Source organism: uncultured Fretibacterium sp., from assembly GCF_963544685.1.
Classification (GTDB): Bacteria; Synergistota; Synergistia; order Synergistales; family Aminobacteriaceae; genus CAJPSE01.
On sequence record NZ_CAUUGJ010000002.1, the window covers coordinates 1 to 17,376 of the forward strand.

The following is a 17,376-nucleotide window of genomic DNA, read 5'->3' on the forward strand; positions in this document are numbered from 1 at the left end:
GGAGCTCTGGGGGATCAGAATCCAGCTCAGGTGAAGGGCGAGCTGCAGGCACGCCGCCCAGAGGGGAATCTGGATATTTGGGGCGAGGCGGTTCAGGGATTTGTTCCTGAGGACATGCCAGACGCTGCCGTAAACGCCGAAGGTGAAAAAATAAAGGAAGAAGAGCATTCCCCCCGACACCCGCTTCATGGAGAGAAGGCCTTTCCTTTTCTTTTCCTTCAGGATCGCCTCGAGATTGTCCGCCGCGTGTGGCGTGGCCGCACCGCAATACTCACATCGTTCGGCCCCGATGGGCAGGGCCGCGCCGCAGTGTCTGCAGTTCATGTTCGAATCCTTTCCTCCATTTGCCGAGCAAATTGGGGAAGGGCGTCCCCGACGTTCTTCCCTGACCTCATTGTGATTGGAAAGGAATGCCATGTCAAGCCTTGGGAGGCTGGATCGGGGCGGGATCAGGGGTGGTATTTCCCGTCCCGGGGCATCCTGTCGGGATGAAAACATCATCTGTTGAGATAAAAACGTAAAATGAATGAGTTTTTGTTCCGTATTTTGGGAGGAATGGGATAGAATAAGAGAAAGTGCCTGGAAGACTCCGGGGAGCTTCGTCTGAGTGGGGTGCCATGGCTGAGCAAACGTTTTGAAGAGCGGATTTCCCCTGCAGACGAGGGATATTTTCGGGAAAGGATGTCGAAAATTGTTTACGGAGCTCAAGAGATTTTGTGCGATGCGGATGGGAAGATTTTTTGTTTTGGTGCTGGGCCTTTCGTTTTTCCTGGGGATCTCGGCTTTCTGGACGTCACCCGCAAAGGCTGGAGACGTCGAGGTTGTTTCCAAGAAGTCCGGAGTAAAGAGCCGCGGGTCCGTCCGTAAGGCCTCGCTCAGGAGGAGAGGTTCTCGGAGAAAGAGCGGCAGAATTTTCGCATCGGGAAACGGATCGGTCAAGAGTCCCTGGATCGTTCGCACGGCGGCCCAGATGGAGGCCCTGGCCCAATCCGTCAATCAGGGCAATTCCTATTCCGGTCAGAGGATTCGCCTGATGGCCGACCTCGATTTGAGCGGCAGGCGCTGGAATCCCATCGGTTTTTACCGGGAGCGCGGAAGCCGCCCGTTCAAGGGCGTCTTCGACGGGAACGGCCATGTCGTGCGCGGGCTCAACATCGAGGCTCCGGCCGCGGGCATGGCGGGACTCTTCGGGGTATTGGAGGGGGCGACCGTCGTGAGGCTCACCATCGAGGACGCCTCCGTATCGGGCGGCTCCAATGTCGGCATTCTGGCGGGGCTTGCCGTACGCTCCGAGTTGAAGAACTGTTCCGTATCCGGCAGCGTGCTGGGCACGGAGAACGTGGGAGGGATGATCGGGAAGGCCTCCGAGAGCCGGATGTCCGGGCTTTCCTTCTCGGGGACGATCAAGGGCCGCGCATCGAGTGCCGGGGGACTGATCGGATCCATGTTCGGCACCGTTCTCGCCCGAGCCGAGGTCCGCGGGGAAATTTCGGGCCAGGATAACGTCGGCGGACTGGCGGGCAACGTCCGTCAGGGAGAGCTGAGCGAGGTGAGGACCCGCGAGCTGGGGGTACAGGGCCGCAAGACGGTTGGCGGCCTGATTGGCTTCGCCTCCGATTCCGTCATCATCCGCCGGTCCCTCTTCGACGGGATGGTCGAGGGCAAGGAGAATACAGGCGGGCTTGTGGGCTGGGTGGAGTCCGGGACCCTGACCGACAACACCGTCTCCGGCTCCGTCCTGGGATGGGAGCGGACGGGCGGGGTGGCGGGGCTCTGGGTCAACGGCCTGGCACGGCGCTGCATCGTGGAGGCCACTGTCAGCGGAACCGCGGGAGTGGGCGGCTTCGCGGGCCGGATGGAGAGGGGAATCGCGGATCGCTGCGAGACACTGGGCTACGTCGAGGGAGGCAAATCGGTCGGGGGCCTGGTCGGGGAGATGGTCTCCGGAAGACTGGAAAATTGCATGGCGTCCGGAAGTGTGAAGGGGGTTCTGACGTCGGGAAGGGAGATCGGCAGCACCTCCCGATAAGGATCCGAAAGCCCGTTCAGAAAGTGCGGGGCGCCTCCGAGGGGCGCCCCGTGTTTCTTCCCTAGCTGTTGAACTTCCGGATTTCGTAGCCCGTGAACTGGGCCGCGATGCTCAGGGCCTCCCGCTGGGGTTCGCCGGGCGCGACGCCGGAGTCCGAGGCGAGGGCGACGAACCCCTCGATGCTCTTGCCGTCATGGATCGGGACCAGATACTGCATGTGTTCGAGCTCCTTCCATGAGGCGGCGTCCAGCCCCCAGGAGCCGAGGAGCTCTGCAGCCGGGGTCTGCTTCAGGTCGTAGAGCGGCTGCAGGCTGCGGGAGACCTCGCATCGCCGGGAAGCTCGCAGGACGGTATGGTCCGAGCAATCCCTGACGCCTCCGGAACGATGCTCCGCCAGGGCGTAGCCCCCGTGTTCCCCGTCCCACACGGACAAAAGACATTCCGACATCTGCCCCATCTCCAGGAACACATCCGCGGCGAGGGCCAGGAAACGGCTGCGGTCCCCCTCGTCCCTCAGGGCTTTCAGGACGCTGGAGAGGGAGAGGATCGTGAAGTCCCTCGAGGAGGCCTGAGACGCCGCCAGGGTGTTCTTCGAACGGAGGCTGTTGATGGCGAGGGCGCGGGAGGCGAGATTTCCCAGGAGCTCGAGGAAATGAAGCATCTCGCCGTCCGGGAGGTCCTCCCATTCCAGGATGCAGAAGAGCCGCGTCTCCGCCTCGGCGATGGGAAGCACGGCCCGATAGGGGGCGGAACCCTGGTCCAGGACCGGCGCGGAGGGAAGGATGGCCTGCGCGTAGATGCCCTCGCGCGGCGGAAGGGCGTCCATCTTCCCGGCCAGGAGGCTCAGATGGCCTCCTTCGTCCTTCAGAATGGAGATGGACCTCGGAAACAGGCTCTCGCGAAGGACGTCCGCGACGAACGAGGCGAAGTATTCGAGGGGCATGGGCTCGAATATGGAGGCCAGGGTGCTCTTCGTTGCCAGGATCATGTAGGAGAGGCGGGAGAGCTTGCCCTCGTTGGCGTCGACCCTCTGAAACTGCTGCCAGAGCCGAACCATGCCGGCGTAGGGCTTCAGTTCCTCCAGCAGGGACTCGTCGGCCTTTTCCCTCAGCAGGACATAGACCTCCCAGTGGGGCCCGCGCATGCGCAGAGCCCACGGCCATTCTTCCTTCTCCGTCCGAGCCTGTTCCAGCTCGCAGGGGGACACGGCGGGGCGGCTCGAGAAAAGGGAACCCAGGCGAAGGCCCTCGCCCGGCAGAATGAGCTGCGTCGGGTTCACTCCCACAGCGTCGAGGATATGGAGGTCCGCCCCTCGGGGAACCAGGATGAGGGCGGACGGGACCCTGAGGGCAAGAAAGTCCGTAAGCGATTTCAGCGCTCCTCCGGACAAGACAAAATCCATCTGTTCGTACAGGTTGTTCACGAGCTGTTCACCTCCGGCCAGTATGACGCCCGCTCGACGTTGGCATCCGAGGCGGCGCGTGGTACGCCCTTGGAAGCATCCGCGTGTTGCCTTCTCCCGCCGGCGCATTTCATCTTTTTGATAAACGGGGCGGATCGGGATAAAATTTCCCTCGTATTGTATACTTTTTTTGTTGTAAAATCGACAGAGCAGGGCTCATGCTGAAGTTTTTATGGAGGTAACGGATCATTATGGGAGAGGCAGTGCTTCGTAAGGTTGGCGTTGAGGTGCATGGAATTCGTATGCCCGTGATCCGCAGGGGCGACGACCTGGTGAAGATGGCAGCGGAACACCTCGTCGAGGCCGCGGCATCGGGCTACGCGCCCTTTACCATCAGGGACCGCGACGTGGTGGGGGTCACGGAGTCCCTCGTGGCGAGGGCGCAGGGCAATATCGTCACTCTGGAGGAGATCGCCGCGGACGTTCGCGACAAGATCCCGGAGGGGGATGCGGCGGTCGCCTTTCCCATCCTCAGCCGCAACCGGTTCATGTCCCTGCTCGACGGGATCGTCCGGGGCATCCGGGGAAAGGTGCATCTCTTCCTCTCCTTCCCCTCGGACGAGGTGGGCAACCAGCTGATCGACCCCGCCGAGTACCTCAAACGTTCCTCGGGAATGCCGGAGTGCTTCGGCACGGCGGAGTACGACGCGCGGTTCGGGCGCTATAGGCATCCCTTCACGGGGGTGGACTACGTGGAGCTCTACAAGGACCTGGCCCCGGGAAGGATAGAAATCCACTTCACGAACAACCCGCTGCGCATCCTGGACGTCACCTCCCGGGTGGTGATGGCGAACATCCACAATCGAGTCCTCTATGCCGGCCTTCTGCGGGAAAGGGGGGCTTCGGTCTGGACCCTGGATCAGATCTGCACGGAACCGCGCTCCAATGGGGGCGGTTACAATCCCGAGTTCGGGCTTCTGGGGTCCAACTACTCTCAGGAGGGGACCGTCAAGCTTTTTCCTCGCGATGCGGGACCCTTCGCGCGCAGCCTCCAGCAGGAGATCCTTCGACTCACCGGGCGCAGGGTCGAGGTCCTGGTCTACGGGGACGGCGCCTTCAAGGACCCCGTCTGCGGGATCTGGGAGCTGGCCGACCCCGTCGTCTCTCCCGGATACACGGACGGCCTGAAAGGCACCCCCTCCGAGATCAAGTTCAAGATGATCGCGGACAACGCCCAGGGGGACGCGGAGGAGGCCGTTCGCAGCGCCATCCGCTCGAAGCCCGCCGCAAGCGGAAGGGAGTCGGGGCTGGCGGAGGAGAAAAACGCCCTCGGGACCACCCCGAGGCGCTATACGGATCTTCTGGGCTCCCTGTGCGACCTCGTCTCCGGGAGCGGGGACAGGGGCACCCCCGTCATTCACATCTCGGGTTACTTCGACTCGTACATCGACGGATAGTCCTGCCGTAAGAGCTCGACGGCACGAGCCGGAGGATCGAACTGGAGGATTGAGCCGAAAGACTGAGGAGGGGACCGATCGTGAGGCGGACTTTTTTTCTCGCCATTTCTCTCGTGATCCTTGCGTCGTTCGCTTCGTTCACCCCGATGCCCGTACTGGCTTTGCCCCTGCGGGCTCGGGCGCTTTTCATCGGGGACATCATGGCCCACGATCAGCAGCTGGACGCTGCGGCGACGAGGAGAAACGGCGCCGTGGAGTGGGACTTCGCCCCGCAGTTCCGAAGGGTGCGGCCGCTCTTTTGGGGCGATGCCCTGATCGTCGGGAACCTGGAGACGACGTTCGCCGGCCCCGAAAGGGGGTACGCCGGGTATCCCTTGTTCAACACCCCGGACTCGCTTGCGGACGCGCTGGTCGGTCTGGGGGTCCACGTCGTCACCCTGGCGAACAACCATATCCTGGACCGTGGAGCGGGAGGCGCGCGCCGGACCGTCGAGGTCCTGAACCGGGCGGGCATCCTGTGGACGGGGCTGGGGCTGGACGACGTTCCCAAAAACGACGCGCTTCTGGTGGAACATGGGGGGCTGAGATGGGCTTTCGTCAACTACTCCTACGGGAGCAACCGGCTTCTCTCCTCGAGCGACGTCCACCTCAACGTGATCTCGGACTCGGCGATATCCGAGGGGCTCGCACGGGCGCGGACCCTGAGCCCCGACATCATCGCGGCCTGTTTCCACTGGGGGGAGGAGTATCATTTCGTCCCGTCGGCCCATCAGAGGAGGGCTGCCGAGGCGGCGTTGGCAGGGGGGGCCCATCTGGTCATCGGGACCCACCCTCATGTTCTGCAGCCGATGGAGGTCAGCGTCGCCTCCTCGGTGCATGGTACCGATGCCCGGCTCGTCGCATGGTCCCTGGGGAACTTCGTGTCCTTTCAGCGGACGCTGCCCCGGGAACGCAGCTGCGTGCTCGCGGTCGAGGTCGAAAAAGCGGCCGAGGACGAGGGAGCCCGTTTGGTCCGTGTCTCCGTCGCTCCGACGCGGGTGGCCCTCGTCCCCTCGGGCGGGCGGCGGCGGGCCGAGGTCGTCTACGCCGGAACGGGGGGGAGCTTCAACCATGCGGGGCTCCCCGCGTCGGAGCTGGACCGGACGCGGAGGGCCGGAACGCGCGTTCTGGACTTTCTGGGCGCGGGCGGCGAGCCCGACGAAAACGGCTTCTATACGCTCTGGAGCGCCGAGGACCCCGGACGTCTCCCCATCCCCAGGCTCAAATCCCCCCGCGATTGACGAATAGGGATGAATCCATAGGATGACGATTCGCCGTACGTTTCTGCTGGCGTGCCTTGCCGCCGCTTTGTCCTGTGCCTCTCCGGTCCTTCCGGCCGGTGCGGCCCGGATCGACTGGTTCCTGCAGCCCGTATGGGAACGGGCCTCCCGGTTCTCCGAGGGGCTCGCCGCCGTACGATCCGGCGGGTATTGGGGCTACATCGAACCGGGAGGGCGCTGGGTCGTGGGGCCGACCTTGTCGGATGCCCACCCCTTCAGGGAGGGGGCCGCGGCCGTCTCGGTGCGGGGCCGCTGGGGGTTCGTGGACAGGAAGGGGAAATTCATCATCCCTCCGGCCTTCGAAGCCGCCGGGGCCTTCTGTGAGGAACTCGCCGCGGTACGGTCCGCGGACAAATGGGGATACATCGACCGGTCGGGCCGGCTTGCGATACCCGCCAGCTTCGACCTGGCCGGCGACTTCTATCAGGGGCGGGCGGCGGTGGCGCTTGAGGGACGTTATGGGTTCGTCGACCGACGTGGAAAATGGGCCGTCGCCCCGGTCTACGATGGAGCATGGCCCTTTGTGGAGGACCGCGCGGCGGTCCTCGTAAAGGGAAAACTGGGGTTCCTGGGCCTCTCGGGGGAAACCGCCGTCGAGCCGCGCTACGATCCCGTGCTGGGCGGAAAGGTTTTCTCCGGGGGCGTTTCGGGGGTTGCGCTTCAAGGTCTCTGGGGGTTCATCGATTCGGCTGGAGACTGGGCCGTGGAGCCCTCGTACGAGGCGGTCCTGGATTACAGCGAGGGCCTGGCTGCGGTGCGCCGCGCGGGGCTCTGGGGCTTCATCTCCTCGTCGGGAGAGCTGGCGATCCCCTATGCCTTCCAGGACGTGATGTCCTTCTCGGAGGGGGCGGCCGGTGCGGCCAGCCAGGGACGATGGGGCTACATCGACCGCCGGGGCGCCTGGATGGCCGACCCCGTCTACCTGGAGGCCTGGCCCTTCTCGGAGGGCCTGGCCCCGGCACGCAGCGCCTCCAACGGCAGATGGGGCTATGTGGGACGCAGCATTCCGCCCCTTTTCGGAGGGCGGAGCTTTGAGGAGGCCGGGACCTTCGCGGATGGGCTCGCCCTTGTGGGCGAGGGGGCCAAAAAGCGTTACATCGACGTGCAGGGACGGGACGCCTTCGAGGGGATGTTCGCGGATGCCCGGGATTTTTCGGAGGGGCTGGCCGCCGTGCTCTCCGGGGACCGTTGGGGGTACATCGACCGTAAGGGGCGTATGGTGATCCCCCCTCGTTTCGAGGCGGCGGGCCCCTGCTCCGGGGGGCTGCTCGCGGTCCGCATGAGGGGACGATGGGGATTTATCGACAAAAATGGAAACTGGGCCGTGAAGAACGCCCATGAGGAGGTCTGGCCCTTCTCGGAGGGACTGGCCGCGGTCCGGAAGGGGAAGAAGCTCGGCTACATCGACGTATCCGGAAAGCTCAGGGTACCCTGCCGCTTCGAGGTCCCCTCCCGGGGGAGCGAGGCGGGAAGGTTTTCGGAGGGTCTGGCCGCCGTGTTGAGCGGCGGCAAAACCCTCTTTATAGACAAAAAGGGCAATGTCGTGATACGGGGGAACTTCATCCCCTGGACGGGCGAGGCCCCCCGCTTTCGCTGGGGCGTCGCCTGCCTGGAGACTTCGAAGGGGAGGTGGCGGTATGTGAACCGCGGCGGACGCTATATCGGGGAGCCCCCTGTCGGTTCCGTCGATTCCGCCTCCGGCTCCGTCCCCGGCATCCTGCCCTATCGCTCGGATACGGGCGCCTGGGGCTACAGGAACATGGACGGAACCGTCGTCGTCCCGCCCTTTCTCGACGCGGCGCGCCCCTTCAGAGAGGGAATGGCGGCCGTATCTTTGGGGGGACGCTGGTGGTACATCGCCGAGCCCAAACGATAGCGCCGGAGCCTTTCCCTCTCCTTGACCCCGGGAGTCTCGGATACCCGGATCCGGAATCCGGCCGTCCCCCTAAATGAACGATGGAACGGAACGCAGCTTTCGCGTCTCGTGGCGTTCCGAAGGACCCTGGACCTGAGGGGATACGGCCAGGAAAATCCGGGCCATGTGGTCGGCGTCGTTGAAGACGGCCTTGAAGAGGGCTATCCTCAGGAGCTCCCCCGTATCCTCGCGGTACGTCGCGAACGAGGACTGGCGCGTCACGAACAGCTCTTTCAGAACCTGGATCGCCGCGGAGCGATCGGGGAAGAGGAAGGGCATGGACTGCATCAGCAGGGCGTTTTTCTCGACCCCATAGAGCTCCCCCAGGGTATCGTTGGCGTTGGTGAGGAGGATGTCGTCCAGATAACGGTTCAAAATCGCATCGGCATTCGCGGGCTGAGGCCTCATCAGGGGCTGCAGGGGGACCATGCGCCCCAGCCCGAGGAAGGGTTGGGAGAAGATGAAGTCCTGCTCCTGGCCGCTCACGCTGTGTTGGACGATGAGGTCCCGATCCTGCTCGATACGGCGTGGAATGCAGTAGAGGGCCGCGATGGTGTCCTCGGTGCCGAAGTGGACGGAACAGGACATCTCCACCTCCAGGATGTCGCCCGACTCCCCGACCAGGGTGGTCGGGGCCTGAAGCTGCCCCACCTTGGAGAGCATATCCAGAAAACGCAGAGCATCCTCGTCCCGGTAGAAAAAGGACATAAAGCCCTTTCCCCTCAACGGAAAATCGGATACTCCCAAGCTGGATGTGTCCTGGCCGAACAGCTTCCGCGCGGCTTTGCTCGCCTTATGGACGACGAATTCCCGCCCCAGGTTCATGAGGTAACTGATCCGGTCCTCCTCGTCGAGCAGGATGGGCACGTCCTGCGAACGGAGGCGGAACTCCAGCCACGGCTCCTGGGTCATGTCGGTGAAGGCGTTGAAGGCGGCGATGTCCTCGGCATGATGCGAAAGGGCCGCGTCGCTCGGCTGTACGACGTGCAGGTGCGCCATGACGAGCTCCCGGCCGTCGCAGGGCAGGATGTCGATGGTGGCGGAGATCGTTTTCAGGCTGCCCTGCGGGTCCGCGAATTGAAAGACGAACGGGGCCTTGTCCTCCCTGCTGCGCTTAGCCCTGAAATAAAGGTCGAGCAGACCATGACGGATCGGGCGCGTCAGTTGAGGAATACGGATAAAAGACCTGTCTTTGATCCCCTCGCCGAAGAAACCCAGCTCACGGATGAAAGCCGCGTTGCAGGCGAGGATGCGTCCCATCCTCGGCCCTATGATGAGGACAGGATCCGACAGGCTGTCAATAATCGCTTGCGTTTCCCGACTGATCTGTACCACGGCAACCTCCCGAACGTAATTTCAATAGTCTCTTCATATTTTACGCTGAAAGGCGGCAAAAGGCAATTCGCTGTTTCCCTCTCCTTCACAGGTTTTACGTCCGTCCGAAGCGGCGCCGCACGGCTCTCGAGGACGGCCGCTTTCCCTCGTTCAGACGTTTTTGCCGGCCCGCCGCACGACGACGCTCGATACCCCGACCAGCAGCATCACCGGCAGGGTGATCCCCACCGGGGTATCGTAAGGCAGGAGCAGGCGATAGAGGACGAAGCCGGCCGCCCACAAAAGGGCATTCTTGAGGTCCAGCAAACGGCCGGGGTCGATCTCCCGCCTGCCGAAGAGCCAATAGTCCACGAACAGGATCGAGAACAGCGGGGCGAACACGGAGCCGATGAAGAACAGGAAGTTCTCGTACTGCTCCATGGATACGGACGCGGCCAATACGGTCCCGAGGACGCAGACCAGGACCGCAACCGTTTTCTCGTTTAGCCTCTCGCTGAGGTTGGCGGCGCTGACCCCGGCCGAGTAGACGTCGAGGAAGGTGGTGGTCACGGTGGAGAAGAGGACGATCAGCAGGGCGGCGAGCCCCAGGCCGGCCGCAAGGAGGATCCGGGCGATGTCGGAGGTCCCGGCGAAGAGGGACGCGCCCAGCCCGATGGCGAACATCAGCACGCTCCCGATGAAATAGCTCAGCACGCTGACCGCAGTCCCACGGAACGGGTACCTCAGCCTCCGGGTGTAATCGGAGATGAGAGGCATCCATGAGAGCGACATGGCGACGTTCAGCTCGACGGCGGCCCCGAAGGAAATCGGCTCCCTCGCCGCTCCGGCCCCCGTCTGGCCCAGTACCGCGAATCCCAGGACGAGGGAGAGTCCGAAGAGCATCGTCACCACGACGACGTTGACGCGGGCCAGGTTCTTGATGCCCATGAGGACCCACAGGGCGATCAGGATTCCGATGACGGCGCACCCCGCGGCCTCGTTCCGGAACCCCCAGAGCTCCCCCGTGATGCCGTCCATGGCCTTGGCTCCGCTGACGATCATGATGGCCGTCCAGCCCAGCAGCTGCACCAGATTGAGGATGGAGAAGACGTAGGAGCCGTACCTCCCGAAGGAGATGCGGACCGACCTGGCGGCCGAGAGGCCGCTTTGCGCGCCGATCAGCCCTGCGGGGAGGAGCAGGGCGGCCCCGATGACGTGCCCCGCCAGGATGGCCCCCATGCCCCTTTCAAAGCCAAGGGGAGCCAGCAGAGCGCCGGTGAGGATCTCCGCGATGGAGACCGCCGCGCCGAACCACAGGAGCATCTGGCTGAACGTGGATACCTTTTCGAGCCCTGCCTGCGCGCTCATGATCTCCTCTCCCCTCCGTCCATTCCCCTCAGGCCCTCCCGGTAGAGGTCGTAGAAGTGGTGCGTGGGGCCATGTCCCTTCCCGATGGGAAGCGCGTGCTCGATGGCTGTGGTGACGTAGCGCTTGGCCCGTTCCGCGGCCTCGGCGACGTCGTATCCCAGGGCCAGGTTCGAGGCGATGGCCGAGGAGAACGTGCAGCCCGTGCCATGCGTGTTTTTGGTGTCGATGCGGCGCGCCTCGAGGAGCCGGAAGTCCGTTCCGTCGAAAAGGACGTCGACGGCGTCCCCCAGGGCATGCCCGCCCTTCACCAGGACGCTGCGGCAGCCCATGGCATGGATGCGCCGCGCCGCCTCCTTCATGTCGTCCAGCGCTTCGATCTTCATCTCGGCGATCCGTTCGGCCTCCGGGATGTTCGGCGTCAGGACGTCCGCCAGGGGGACGATCACCTCGATCAAGGCGCCCACCGCCCCGGGGTCCATCAGGGGGCAGCCGTTCTTGGCGTACATGACCGGATCGACGACCACGTTTTTGGGGGCATATTGCTTTAGCTTCCCCGCGACGGCCCTCATGCACACGGGGGTGGAGAGCATCCCCACCTTCACGGCATCCGCCCCGATATCCTCGAAGACTGCGTCCATCTGCTTCTCGATCATGTCCGGCGTCACGTCCTGGATGGCGATCACCCGGCTGGTGTTCTCCGCCACCACCGATACGACGACGCTCATGCCGAAGACCCCATGGGCCGAGAACGTCTTGAGGTCGGCCTGGATTCCCGCTCCGCCGCTGCAATCGGAGCCCGCTACGGTCAACACTTTACGCATGGCAAGGACCTCCCTGCTCGAAAATTGAAGGGCGCCTTTCCACAACAGGAAAGCGCCCTTCTTCGTGACGACACACATCTCTGCTTCCCTACGCCGGTATTAGCCGACAGGTTCAAGGGGTCAGGTTTTAACCTTCTCAACGCACTTCAGTTCCCCCGCAAACGATATTCTTTTGTATGCACTTTATTTTAGGCCGGTGCCGGGCCGAAGTCAAGCGCGCGATATCCGCAATATATCGGGCGGATACCGCTCTTGAGTTTGGACTCAAACCTGATAATATTTGAAAAATGGACGCAAAGACGATAGACGGCGCCATCGGCGCCTTTTTGGCGCATGTCGGCAGCAGGACCGCTTCCGAACATACGCTGACCAATTATGCGGTGGACCTGAAGCAGTTTTCGGAGTATCTGGAGGGGCGGTCCCTATCGGACGTCGGCCTTGTGGACCCTGCGGTCCTGCGCGCCTACCTCCGGGAACTGTCCGGGTGGGGCTATGCCCGGACGACGATATCCCGCAAACTCTCCTCCCTGCGCGGCCTTTTCTCCTTTCTGAGGGAGCGCGGCGTCCTGGACAGGGACCCGGCCCGTGCCCTGCGCGGCCCCTCGGCTCCCCGGGGGCTGCCGAAGGCCCTCTCGGAGGAGGCCGTGAACCGGATGCTCGAGATGGCCTCGGAGAGCGAGTCCCCCATCCGAGACACGGCCGTCATGGAGCTGCTCTATGGGTGCGGACTTCGGGTGTCGGAGCTCACGGGGCTCAGGTGGGCGGACGTGGACCTTCAGGAGCGCTGGATCGTCGTCCTGGGCAAGGGGGACAAGGAAAGGCGCGTGCCCTTCGGCGGCTGTGCGCAGAGGGCGCTCGAGCGGCTTGGGGCGCAGCGTGACCCGGCGGAGCCCTACGTCTTTTCGGGACGCGGGGGCAAGGCCCTCACGGTCCGGACGGTGCACCGCATTGTTACGACCCTGGCCGGACGCGCGGGGCTGAAGGGCGTGACGCCCCACGTCCTGCGCCACAGCTGTGCGACGCACCTGGTGGAGCGGGGGGCGTCGCTGAAGTTCGTGCAGGAATTCCTGGGGCACGAGAGCCTCTCCACGACGCAGATCTACCTCACCATCAGCGCGTCCTGGATGAAGGAGAGCTACGCCTCGGCCCATCCCCGGGCCAGGGTCGGCGGGGACGCCCCGTGAGGCCGGCCCGTGGAACCGGAACATACAGGGATATACGACGGCAGCGATAAAGAGAGAACGGCAGCGGAAGCTGCGGAAAGGATGAGGACACTGTTTAAGGGAACGACCATCGTGTGCGTCCGCTCAGGAGAGAGGGTGGCCATGGCCGGGGACGGCCAGGTGACCCTGGGAAGCCAGATCGTCAAGTCGGGGGCGCGGAAGGTGCGCCGCCTCTTCAACAGAAAAATTTTGACGGGTTTCGCGGGCAGCACCGCCGACGCCATGACCCTGCTCGAGCGGTTCGAGAACCGTCTGGAGCAGGAGAAGGGCGATCTGATGAAGGCGGCCGTCAAGCTGGTTAGGGAATGGCGCACGGACAAAGCGCTGCGCCGCCTCGAGGCGATGATGCTGGCGGCGGATTCCAGGCTCACCCTGCTGCTCAGCGGGGCGGGGGACATCCTGGAGCCGGAGGGCAACGCGGCGTCCATCGGGTCGGGGTCCGGTTATGCCCTGGCCGCGGCGCGGGCGTTCTGCGAGGGGACGGACTGGCCGCCAGAGCGCATCGCCAAACGGGCCATCGAGCTGGCCTCGGAGATCTGCATCTACACGGACAACGTGGTGACGCTGGAGGTGCTGGAATGACGCCCCGTTTGGAGTCCGCCCTGACGCCCTCCCGGGTGATCGAGTATCTGGACCGCTATATCGTAGGTCAGGAAAAGGCCAAGCGCGCGGTGGCGGTGGCGCTTCGCAACCGCCTGCGCCGCAGGTTGCTCCCGCCCGAGATGGCGCGCGAGGTCATGCCCAAGAACATCCTGATGGTGGGGCCGACGGGCGTGGGGAAGACTGAAATAGCCCGGCGTCTGGCGACGCTGGTTCATGCCCCCTTCATCAAGGTCGAGGCCACGAAGTTCACGGAGGTGGGGTATGTGGGACGGGACGTGGAGTCCATGATCCGCGACCTCGTCGAGTTTGCCGTGACCATGGTGCGCAGGCGGATGCTGGAGGACGTCCAGGGCCCCGCTCTGGAGCGGGCGGAGCAGCGTTTGGTCGACGTCCTGCTGCCCAGGAGCGAAAAGAAATTCTCCGTCCCCGATTTCATGAAGGTGTTCGGGGCAGGGGCCGATACGGAGGAGGAACGTCCCGCCGAGGAGGAGCACGGGCAGGAGACGACCCGGGCCAAGCTCCTGGCGATGCTGCGGGATGGGCGACTGAACGACCGCGAGGTCGACGTCGAGGTCTCGGACAACTCGGCGGCCATTCCCGTCCTGGGCGGCGCCGGGATGGACTCCGTGGGAATCAACCTGAACGAGATGCTCAGCGGAATCCTGCCCAAGAGGTCGAAGAAGCGCCGGATGAAGGTAGGGGAGGCCCTGAGGGCTTTTCAGGGTGAGGAGGCCGAGAAGCTGATAGACTCGGACGCCCTCGCGCAGGAGGCATTGGAGAAGGTCCAGGAGGACGGCATCGTCTTTCTGGACGAGCTGGACAAGGTCGTCGCCAGGGGAGGGGCCGGCGGTCCCGACGTGAGCCGCGAGGGGGTGCAGCGGGACCTCCTTCCGATCGTCGAGGGGTCGGTCGTTCAAACCCGCTACGGCCCGGTCAGGACGGACCACATCCTCTTCATTGCGGCCGGCGCCTTCAGCGGCGTAAAACCTTCCGACCTGATCCCCGAGCTCCAGGGGCGCTTTCCCATTCGTGTCGAGCTCCAGCCCCTGTCCTGGGAGAACCTTCAGCAGATATTGACGGAGCCGGAGAACAGCCTCCTGAAACAGTACAGTGCCCTGATCGCCACCGAGGGGACGGAGCTGCGTTTCACGGAGGACGCGACCCGCGAGATCGCGGAACTGGCCAGCCGTATGAACGCAGAGATGGAGGACATTGGGGCGCGTCGGCTGCACACGATGCTTGAGCAGCTGCTCGAGGAGATCAGCTTCAGCGTCTGCGATGCGCCGACGGAACGAATCGAGATCGACGCGGACATGGTCCGGGAACGGCTGAACGGGCTGGTCGAGGACAGGGATATCCGCCGTTACCTTCTCTAGCGTTTTTACGAATACGGATAACGGGTACGCGTCGGATATTGGCGGACCGTCGAAAAGCGAACCCCCCGCTCATGAGCGGGGGGTGTAATGTAACGGACTACGCCGGATTGTCTGCTGGAGGCGGCACCCAGATTCGAACTGGGGATAAAGGATTTGCAGTCCTCTGCCTTACCACTTGGCTATGCCGCCTTTTTCAAGGAACAACAAAAGAACAATGACACTGATAACAAGCTTTATTCTACTAAAAAATCAGTTCGGCGTCAAGGAACTCACTGCGCCCGGCACGCGCGCCAACATGTCCCGAGTCATGGCGTCGAGGTCGTAACGGGGGGCGAACCCCCACTCCTCGCGTGCCGCGGAGCAGTCCAGGGAGTTGGGCCAGGAATCCGCGATGGCCTGACGTACGGGGTCCACGTCGTAGTCCAGCCTGAAGTCCGGCAGCACCTTACGGATGGATGCCGCGATCCCCTCGGGGTCGAAGCTCATGGCGGAGATGTTGAAGGCGCAGCGGTGACGCAGTCGCGCGGGGTCGGCCTCCATCAGGCGCACCACCGCGTCGAGCGCATCCGGCATGTACATCATGTCCATGAAGCTGCCGGCCCCGATGTAACTGGTGTACCGTCCCTTGGCCCGCGCCTCGTAGTAGATGTGGACGGCGTAGTCCGTCGTGCCGCCGCCCGGCAGGGCCTCGTAGGAGATCAGCCCGGGGAAGCGAACCCCCCGGACGTCCAGCCCATACTTCAGGTGATAGTACTCTCCCAGAAGCTCCCCCGTCACCTTGCTGACCCCGTAGATGGTCGTGGGACGCTGGATCGTGTCCTGCGGGGTACGGTCCGCCGGCGTGCCGGGGCCGAACGCGGCGATAGAGCTGGGGAAGAATACCGCGCAGCCCCGCTCGCGGGCGGCCTCCAGCATGTTGTAGGTCCCCCCCATGTTCGTCTCCCAGAGCTGCTGGGGCCTTTCCTCCCCACGCGCGGAGAGGATGCCCGCCAGGTGCATGACCGTATCGGGCTTGAAGGAATCCAGGAGCGCCGCAACGGCCTTTCCGTCCCTCACGTCCAGCAGGGCGAAGGGGCCCGAATGCCCCTCCTGCGCCCTGAAGTCCGACGCCATGACGTTGGCGTCCCCGTACAGGCCACGCAGATGCGCCACCAGCTCCGTACCCACCTGGCCGCCGCAGCCCGTCACAAGAATTTTTTTCATGGTTCCGCCCCCTCACATCGCCCCGAAGGGGCGTTCTTCCAACCTGCCCGGCCTAACCGACAATTCCCAGCTCGCGCCCGACGGCGACAAACTGCGCCACCCCCTCGTCGAGGTCCTCCCGGCTGTGCGCGGCGCTGACCATCACGCGGATGCGTGCGGTGCCCCTGGGAACCGTCGGGAAAACGATAGCCGTGGCGAAGACCCCGCGCTCGAAGAGGGCGGCGCTGAGGTCCTTGGCCGTCTGGGCCTCCCCCACGATCACCGGGGTGATGGGCGTCTCGCTCTTGCCGACGTCGAAGCCATACCGCTTCATCTCCGCCTTGAGGTAACGGCCGTTCTCCCAGAGGCGCGTCACCCGCTCGTCGCTCTCCTCCATGATCTCGACCGCCGCCAGGTTCGCCGCGACGTCGGGAACGGTCATGGCGCTGCTGAAGAGGTTGGGGCGAGCCTTCTGGCGCAGGAAATCGATCAGCGTCGCACTTCCGGCCACGATGCCCCCCACGACGCCGAACGCCTTGGACATCGTCCCGATCTCGATGTCCACCCGGCCGTGCAGGCCAAAGTGATCGACGATGCCGCGCCCGCCGCGCCCCAGGACCCCCTCCCCATGCGCATCGTCCACCGCGACCATCGCGCCGAACTCCTCGGCGGCCTCCACGATCTCCGGCAGCCTGGCGACATCGCCGTCCATCGAGAACACGCCGTCCGTGACGATCAGTCTGCGTCCCGGCTCGGAGGCATGCTCCCTGAGCTTCGACCGCAGGTCCTCGATGTCGGAGTGCCCATAGCGCAGGGTTCGCGCCTTGGAGAGCCGGCAGGCGTCGATAATCGAGGCGTGGTTCAGCGCGTCGCTGAAGATCAGGTCCCCCTCGCCCGTCACGGTCGGCATCACGGCAAGGTTGCCGCAGAAGCCGGATTGCACGGTGATGGCGGCCTCGGTACCCTTGAATCGTGCCAGCTTCCTCTCGAGCTCCAGGTGGATGTCCATCGTCCCCGCGATGGTGCGGACGGCCCCCGGACCGACCCCATAACGGTCGATGAGCTCCCTGGCCCGCGCACAGACACGCGGGTCGTTGGCCAGCCCCAGATAGTTGTTGGAACAGAGGTTCAGGTACCTCTTGCCGTCGATCTCAATCCGGGCCCCCTGGGGGCCCGTCAGCGTGCGGATATTCCCATAGAGCCCCTCCCGCTTCATGCGGTCGAGCTCATCCCTCATGAACGCCGTCGCAACAGCCATTGACCATCCCTCCACATCCGGCCGCACGTAACGGCCTCATCCTCCAAGGCCCGCGAACGACCCCGAAGCACTCCGTCGGTCCATCGGCAAAGCACTATGCAGTAAGCCT

Annotated in this window: 14 protein-coding genes, 1 tRNA gene and 1 riboswitch; of the genes, 7 read left to right on the top strand and 8 right to left on the bottom strand. The window is 64.2% G+C overall.

All coding sequences use genetic code 11. The features are described 5' to 3' along the window. Positions 1 to 324 (bottom strand): DUF4234 domain-containing protein (locus ABLA28_RS00355; protein ID WP_347712047.1); only part of this gene is annotated, 324 nt, incomplete at its 3' end. Positions 325 to 721: 397 nt separating this feature from the next. On the opposite strand from ABLA28_RS00355, the gene ABLA28_RS00360 reads away from it, so the two are divergent. Then, complete coding sequence (locus ABLA28_RS00360) at positions 722 to 2,029, top strand: GLUG motif-containing protein (RefSeq protein WP_347712048.1); 1,308 nt, start codon at positions 722 to 724, stop codon at positions 2,027 to 2,029. A gap of 61 nt (positions 2,030 to 2,090) precedes the next feature. On the opposite strand, the gene ABLA28_RS00365 is transcribed toward ABLA28_RS00360, so the two are convergent. Next, positions 2,091 to 3,452: a hypothetical protein gene (locus tag ABLA28_RS00365; RefSeq protein ID WP_347712049.1), complete on the bottom strand. Its 1,362-nt coding sequence runs from the start codon at positions 3,450 to 3,452 to the stop codon at positions 2,091 to 2,093. A 230-nt stretch (positions 3,453 to 3,682) separates the two neighbouring features. Here ABLA28_RS00365 and ABLA28_RS00370 point away from each other — a divergent pair, with 230 nt between their 5' ends. From ABLA28_RS00370 to ABLA28_RS00380, 3 genes are all read left to right on the top strand, one after another. Next, positions 3,683 to 4,888, top strand: a complete 1,206-nt coding sequence (locus ABLA28_RS00370) for a coenzyme F420-0:L-glutamate ligase (protein ID WP_347712050.1) — start codon at positions 3,683 to 3,685, stop codon at positions 4,886 to 4,888. A gap of 80 nt (positions 4,889 to 4,968) precedes the next feature. Next, the gene (locus ABLA28_RS00375; RefSeq protein ID WP_347712051.1) at positions 4,969 to 6,168 is read left to right on the top strand and encodes a CapA family protein; all 1,200 of its coding nucleotides are present in this window, start codon (positions 4,969 to 4,971) and stop codon (positions 6,166 to 6,168) included. 22 nt (positions 6,169 to 6,190) lie between these two features. Next, positions 6,191 to 8,083, top strand: a complete 1,893-nt coding sequence (locus ABLA28_RS00380) for a WG repeat-containing protein (protein ID WP_347712052.1) — start codon at positions 6,191 to 6,193, stop codon at positions 8,081 to 8,083. A 69-nt stretch (positions 8,084 to 8,152) separates the two neighbouring features. On the opposite strand, the gene ABLA28_RS00385 is transcribed toward ABLA28_RS00380, so the two are convergent. From ABLA28_RS00385 to thiD, 3 genes are all read right to left on the bottom strand, one after another. Then, entirely contained in the window at positions 8,153 to 9,457 is a 1,305-nt protein-coding gene (locus ABLA28_RS00385; protein WP_299299413.1) for a PAS domain-containing protein, read from the bottom strand. A gap of 150 nt (positions 9,458 to 9,607) precedes the next feature. Next, positions 9,608 to 10,804: a putative hydroxymethylpyrimidine transporter CytX gene (cytX, locus tag ABLA28_RS00390; protein ID WP_347712053.1), complete on the bottom strand. Its 1,197-nt coding sequence runs from the start codon at positions 10,802 to 10,804 to the stop codon at positions 9,608 to 9,610. After that, positions 10,801 to 11,625 carry a bifunctional hydroxymethylpyrimidine kinase/phosphomethylpyrimidine kinase gene (gene thiD, locus ABLA28_RS00395; RefSeq protein ID WP_347712054.1) on the bottom strand — a complete coding sequence of 275 codons (825 nt, stop codon included), beginning with the start codon at positions 11,623 to 11,625 and terminating at the stop codon, positions 10,801 to 10,803. The genes cytX and thiD overlap by 4 nt, the downstream gene beginning before the upstream one ends. Before the next feature lie 68 nt (positions 11,626 to 11,693). Continuing rightward, a riboswitch (TPP riboswitch) is annotated at positions 11,694 to 11,792 on the bottom strand. Positions 11,793 to 11,912: 120 nt separating this feature from the next. Here thiD and ABLA28_RS00400 point away from each other — a divergent pair. The 3 genes from ABLA28_RS00400 to hslU all read left to right on the top strand — a co-directional run bounded on the left by ABLA28_RS00400 (position 11,913) and on the right by hslU (position 14,827). Further along, entirely contained in the window at positions 11,913 to 12,809 is an 897-nt protein-coding gene (locus tag ABLA28_RS00400; protein ID WP_347712055.1) for a tyrosine recombinase XerC, read from the top strand. A gap of 81 nt (positions 12,810 to 12,890) precedes the next feature. After that, a complete protein-coding gene (gene hslV / locus ABLA28_RS00405; protein ID WP_347712056.1) occupies positions 12,891 to 13,430 on the top strand; it encodes an ATP-dependent protease subunit HslV in 540 nt (179 codons plus the stop codon). Further along, on the top strand, positions 13,427 to 14,827 hold the full coding sequence (gene hslU / locus ABLA28_RS00410; RefSeq protein ID WP_347712057.1) for an ATP-dependent protease ATPase subunit HslU: 1,401 nt from the start codon (positions 13,427 to 13,429) through the stop codon (positions 14,825 to 14,827). Before hslV ends, hslU begins: the two co-directional genes overlap by 4 nt. Before the next feature lie 115 nt (positions 14,828 to 14,942). Here the strand turns inward: hslU and ABLA28_RS00415 are convergent. From ABLA28_RS00415 to ABLA28_RS00425, 3 genes are all read right to left on the bottom strand, one after another. Beyond that, positions 14,943 to 15,016: transfer RNA gene (locus tag ABLA28_RS00415), tRNA-Cys, on the bottom strand. A 60-nt stretch (positions 15,017 to 15,076) separates the two neighbouring features. Beyond that, positions 15,077 to 16,030 carry an NAD-dependent epimerase/dehydratase family protein gene (locus ABLA28_RS00420; RefSeq protein WP_347712058.1) on the bottom strand — a complete coding sequence of 318 codons (954 nt, stop codon included), beginning with the start codon at positions 16,028 to 16,030 and terminating at the stop codon, positions 15,077 to 15,079. A gap of 52 nt (positions 16,031 to 16,082) precedes the next feature. Next, positions 16,083 to 17,267 (bottom strand): glycine C-acetyltransferase, encoded by a 1,185-nt coding sequence (locus ABLA28_RS00425; RefSeq protein WP_347712059.1) that lies wholly within the window; start codon positions 17,265 to 17,267, stop codon positions 16,083 to 16,085. Between the last annotated feature and the right edge of the window lie 109 nt (positions 17,268 to 17,376).

Coding starts and splice junctions, on each gene's coding strand:
- ABLA28_RS00360 (WP_347712048.1), top strand. CDS start 722: ATGCGGATGGGAAGATTTTTTGTTTTGGTGCTGGGCCTTTCGTTTTTC.
- ABLA28_RS00370 (WP_347712050.1), top strand. CDS start 3,683: ATGGGAGAGGCAGTGCTTCGTAAGGTTGGCGTTGAGGTGCATGGAATT.
- ABLA28_RS00380 (WP_347712052.1), top strand. CDS start 6,191: ATGACGATTCGCCGTACGTTTCTGCTGGCGTGCCTTGCCGCCGCTTTG.
- cytX (WP_347712053.1), bottom strand. CDS start 10,804: ATGAGCGCGCAGGCAGGGCTCGAAAAGGTATCCACGTTCAGCCAGATG.
- thiD (WP_347712054.1), bottom strand. CDS start 11,625: ATGCGTAAAGTGTTGACCGTAGCGGGCTCCGATTGCAGCGGCGGAGCG.
- ABLA28_RS00400 (WP_347712055.1), top strand. CDS start 11,913: ATGGACGCAAAGACGATAGACGGCGCCATCGGCGCCTTTTTGGCGCAT.
- hslV (WP_347712056.1), top strand. CDS start 12,891: ATGAGGACACTGTTTAAGGGAACGACCATCGTGTGCGTCCGCTCAGGA.
- hslU (WP_347712057.1), top strand. CDS start 13,427: ATGACGCCCCGTTTGGAGTCCGCCCTGACGCCCTCCCGGGTGATCGAG.
- ABLA28_RS00420 (WP_347712058.1), bottom strand. CDS start 16,030: ATGAAAAAAATTCTTGTGACGGGCTGCGGCGGCCAGGTGGGTACGGAG.
- ABLA28_RS00425 (WP_347712059.1), bottom strand. CDS start 17,267: ATGGCTGTTGCGACGGCGTTCATGAGGGATGAGCTCGACCGCATGAAG.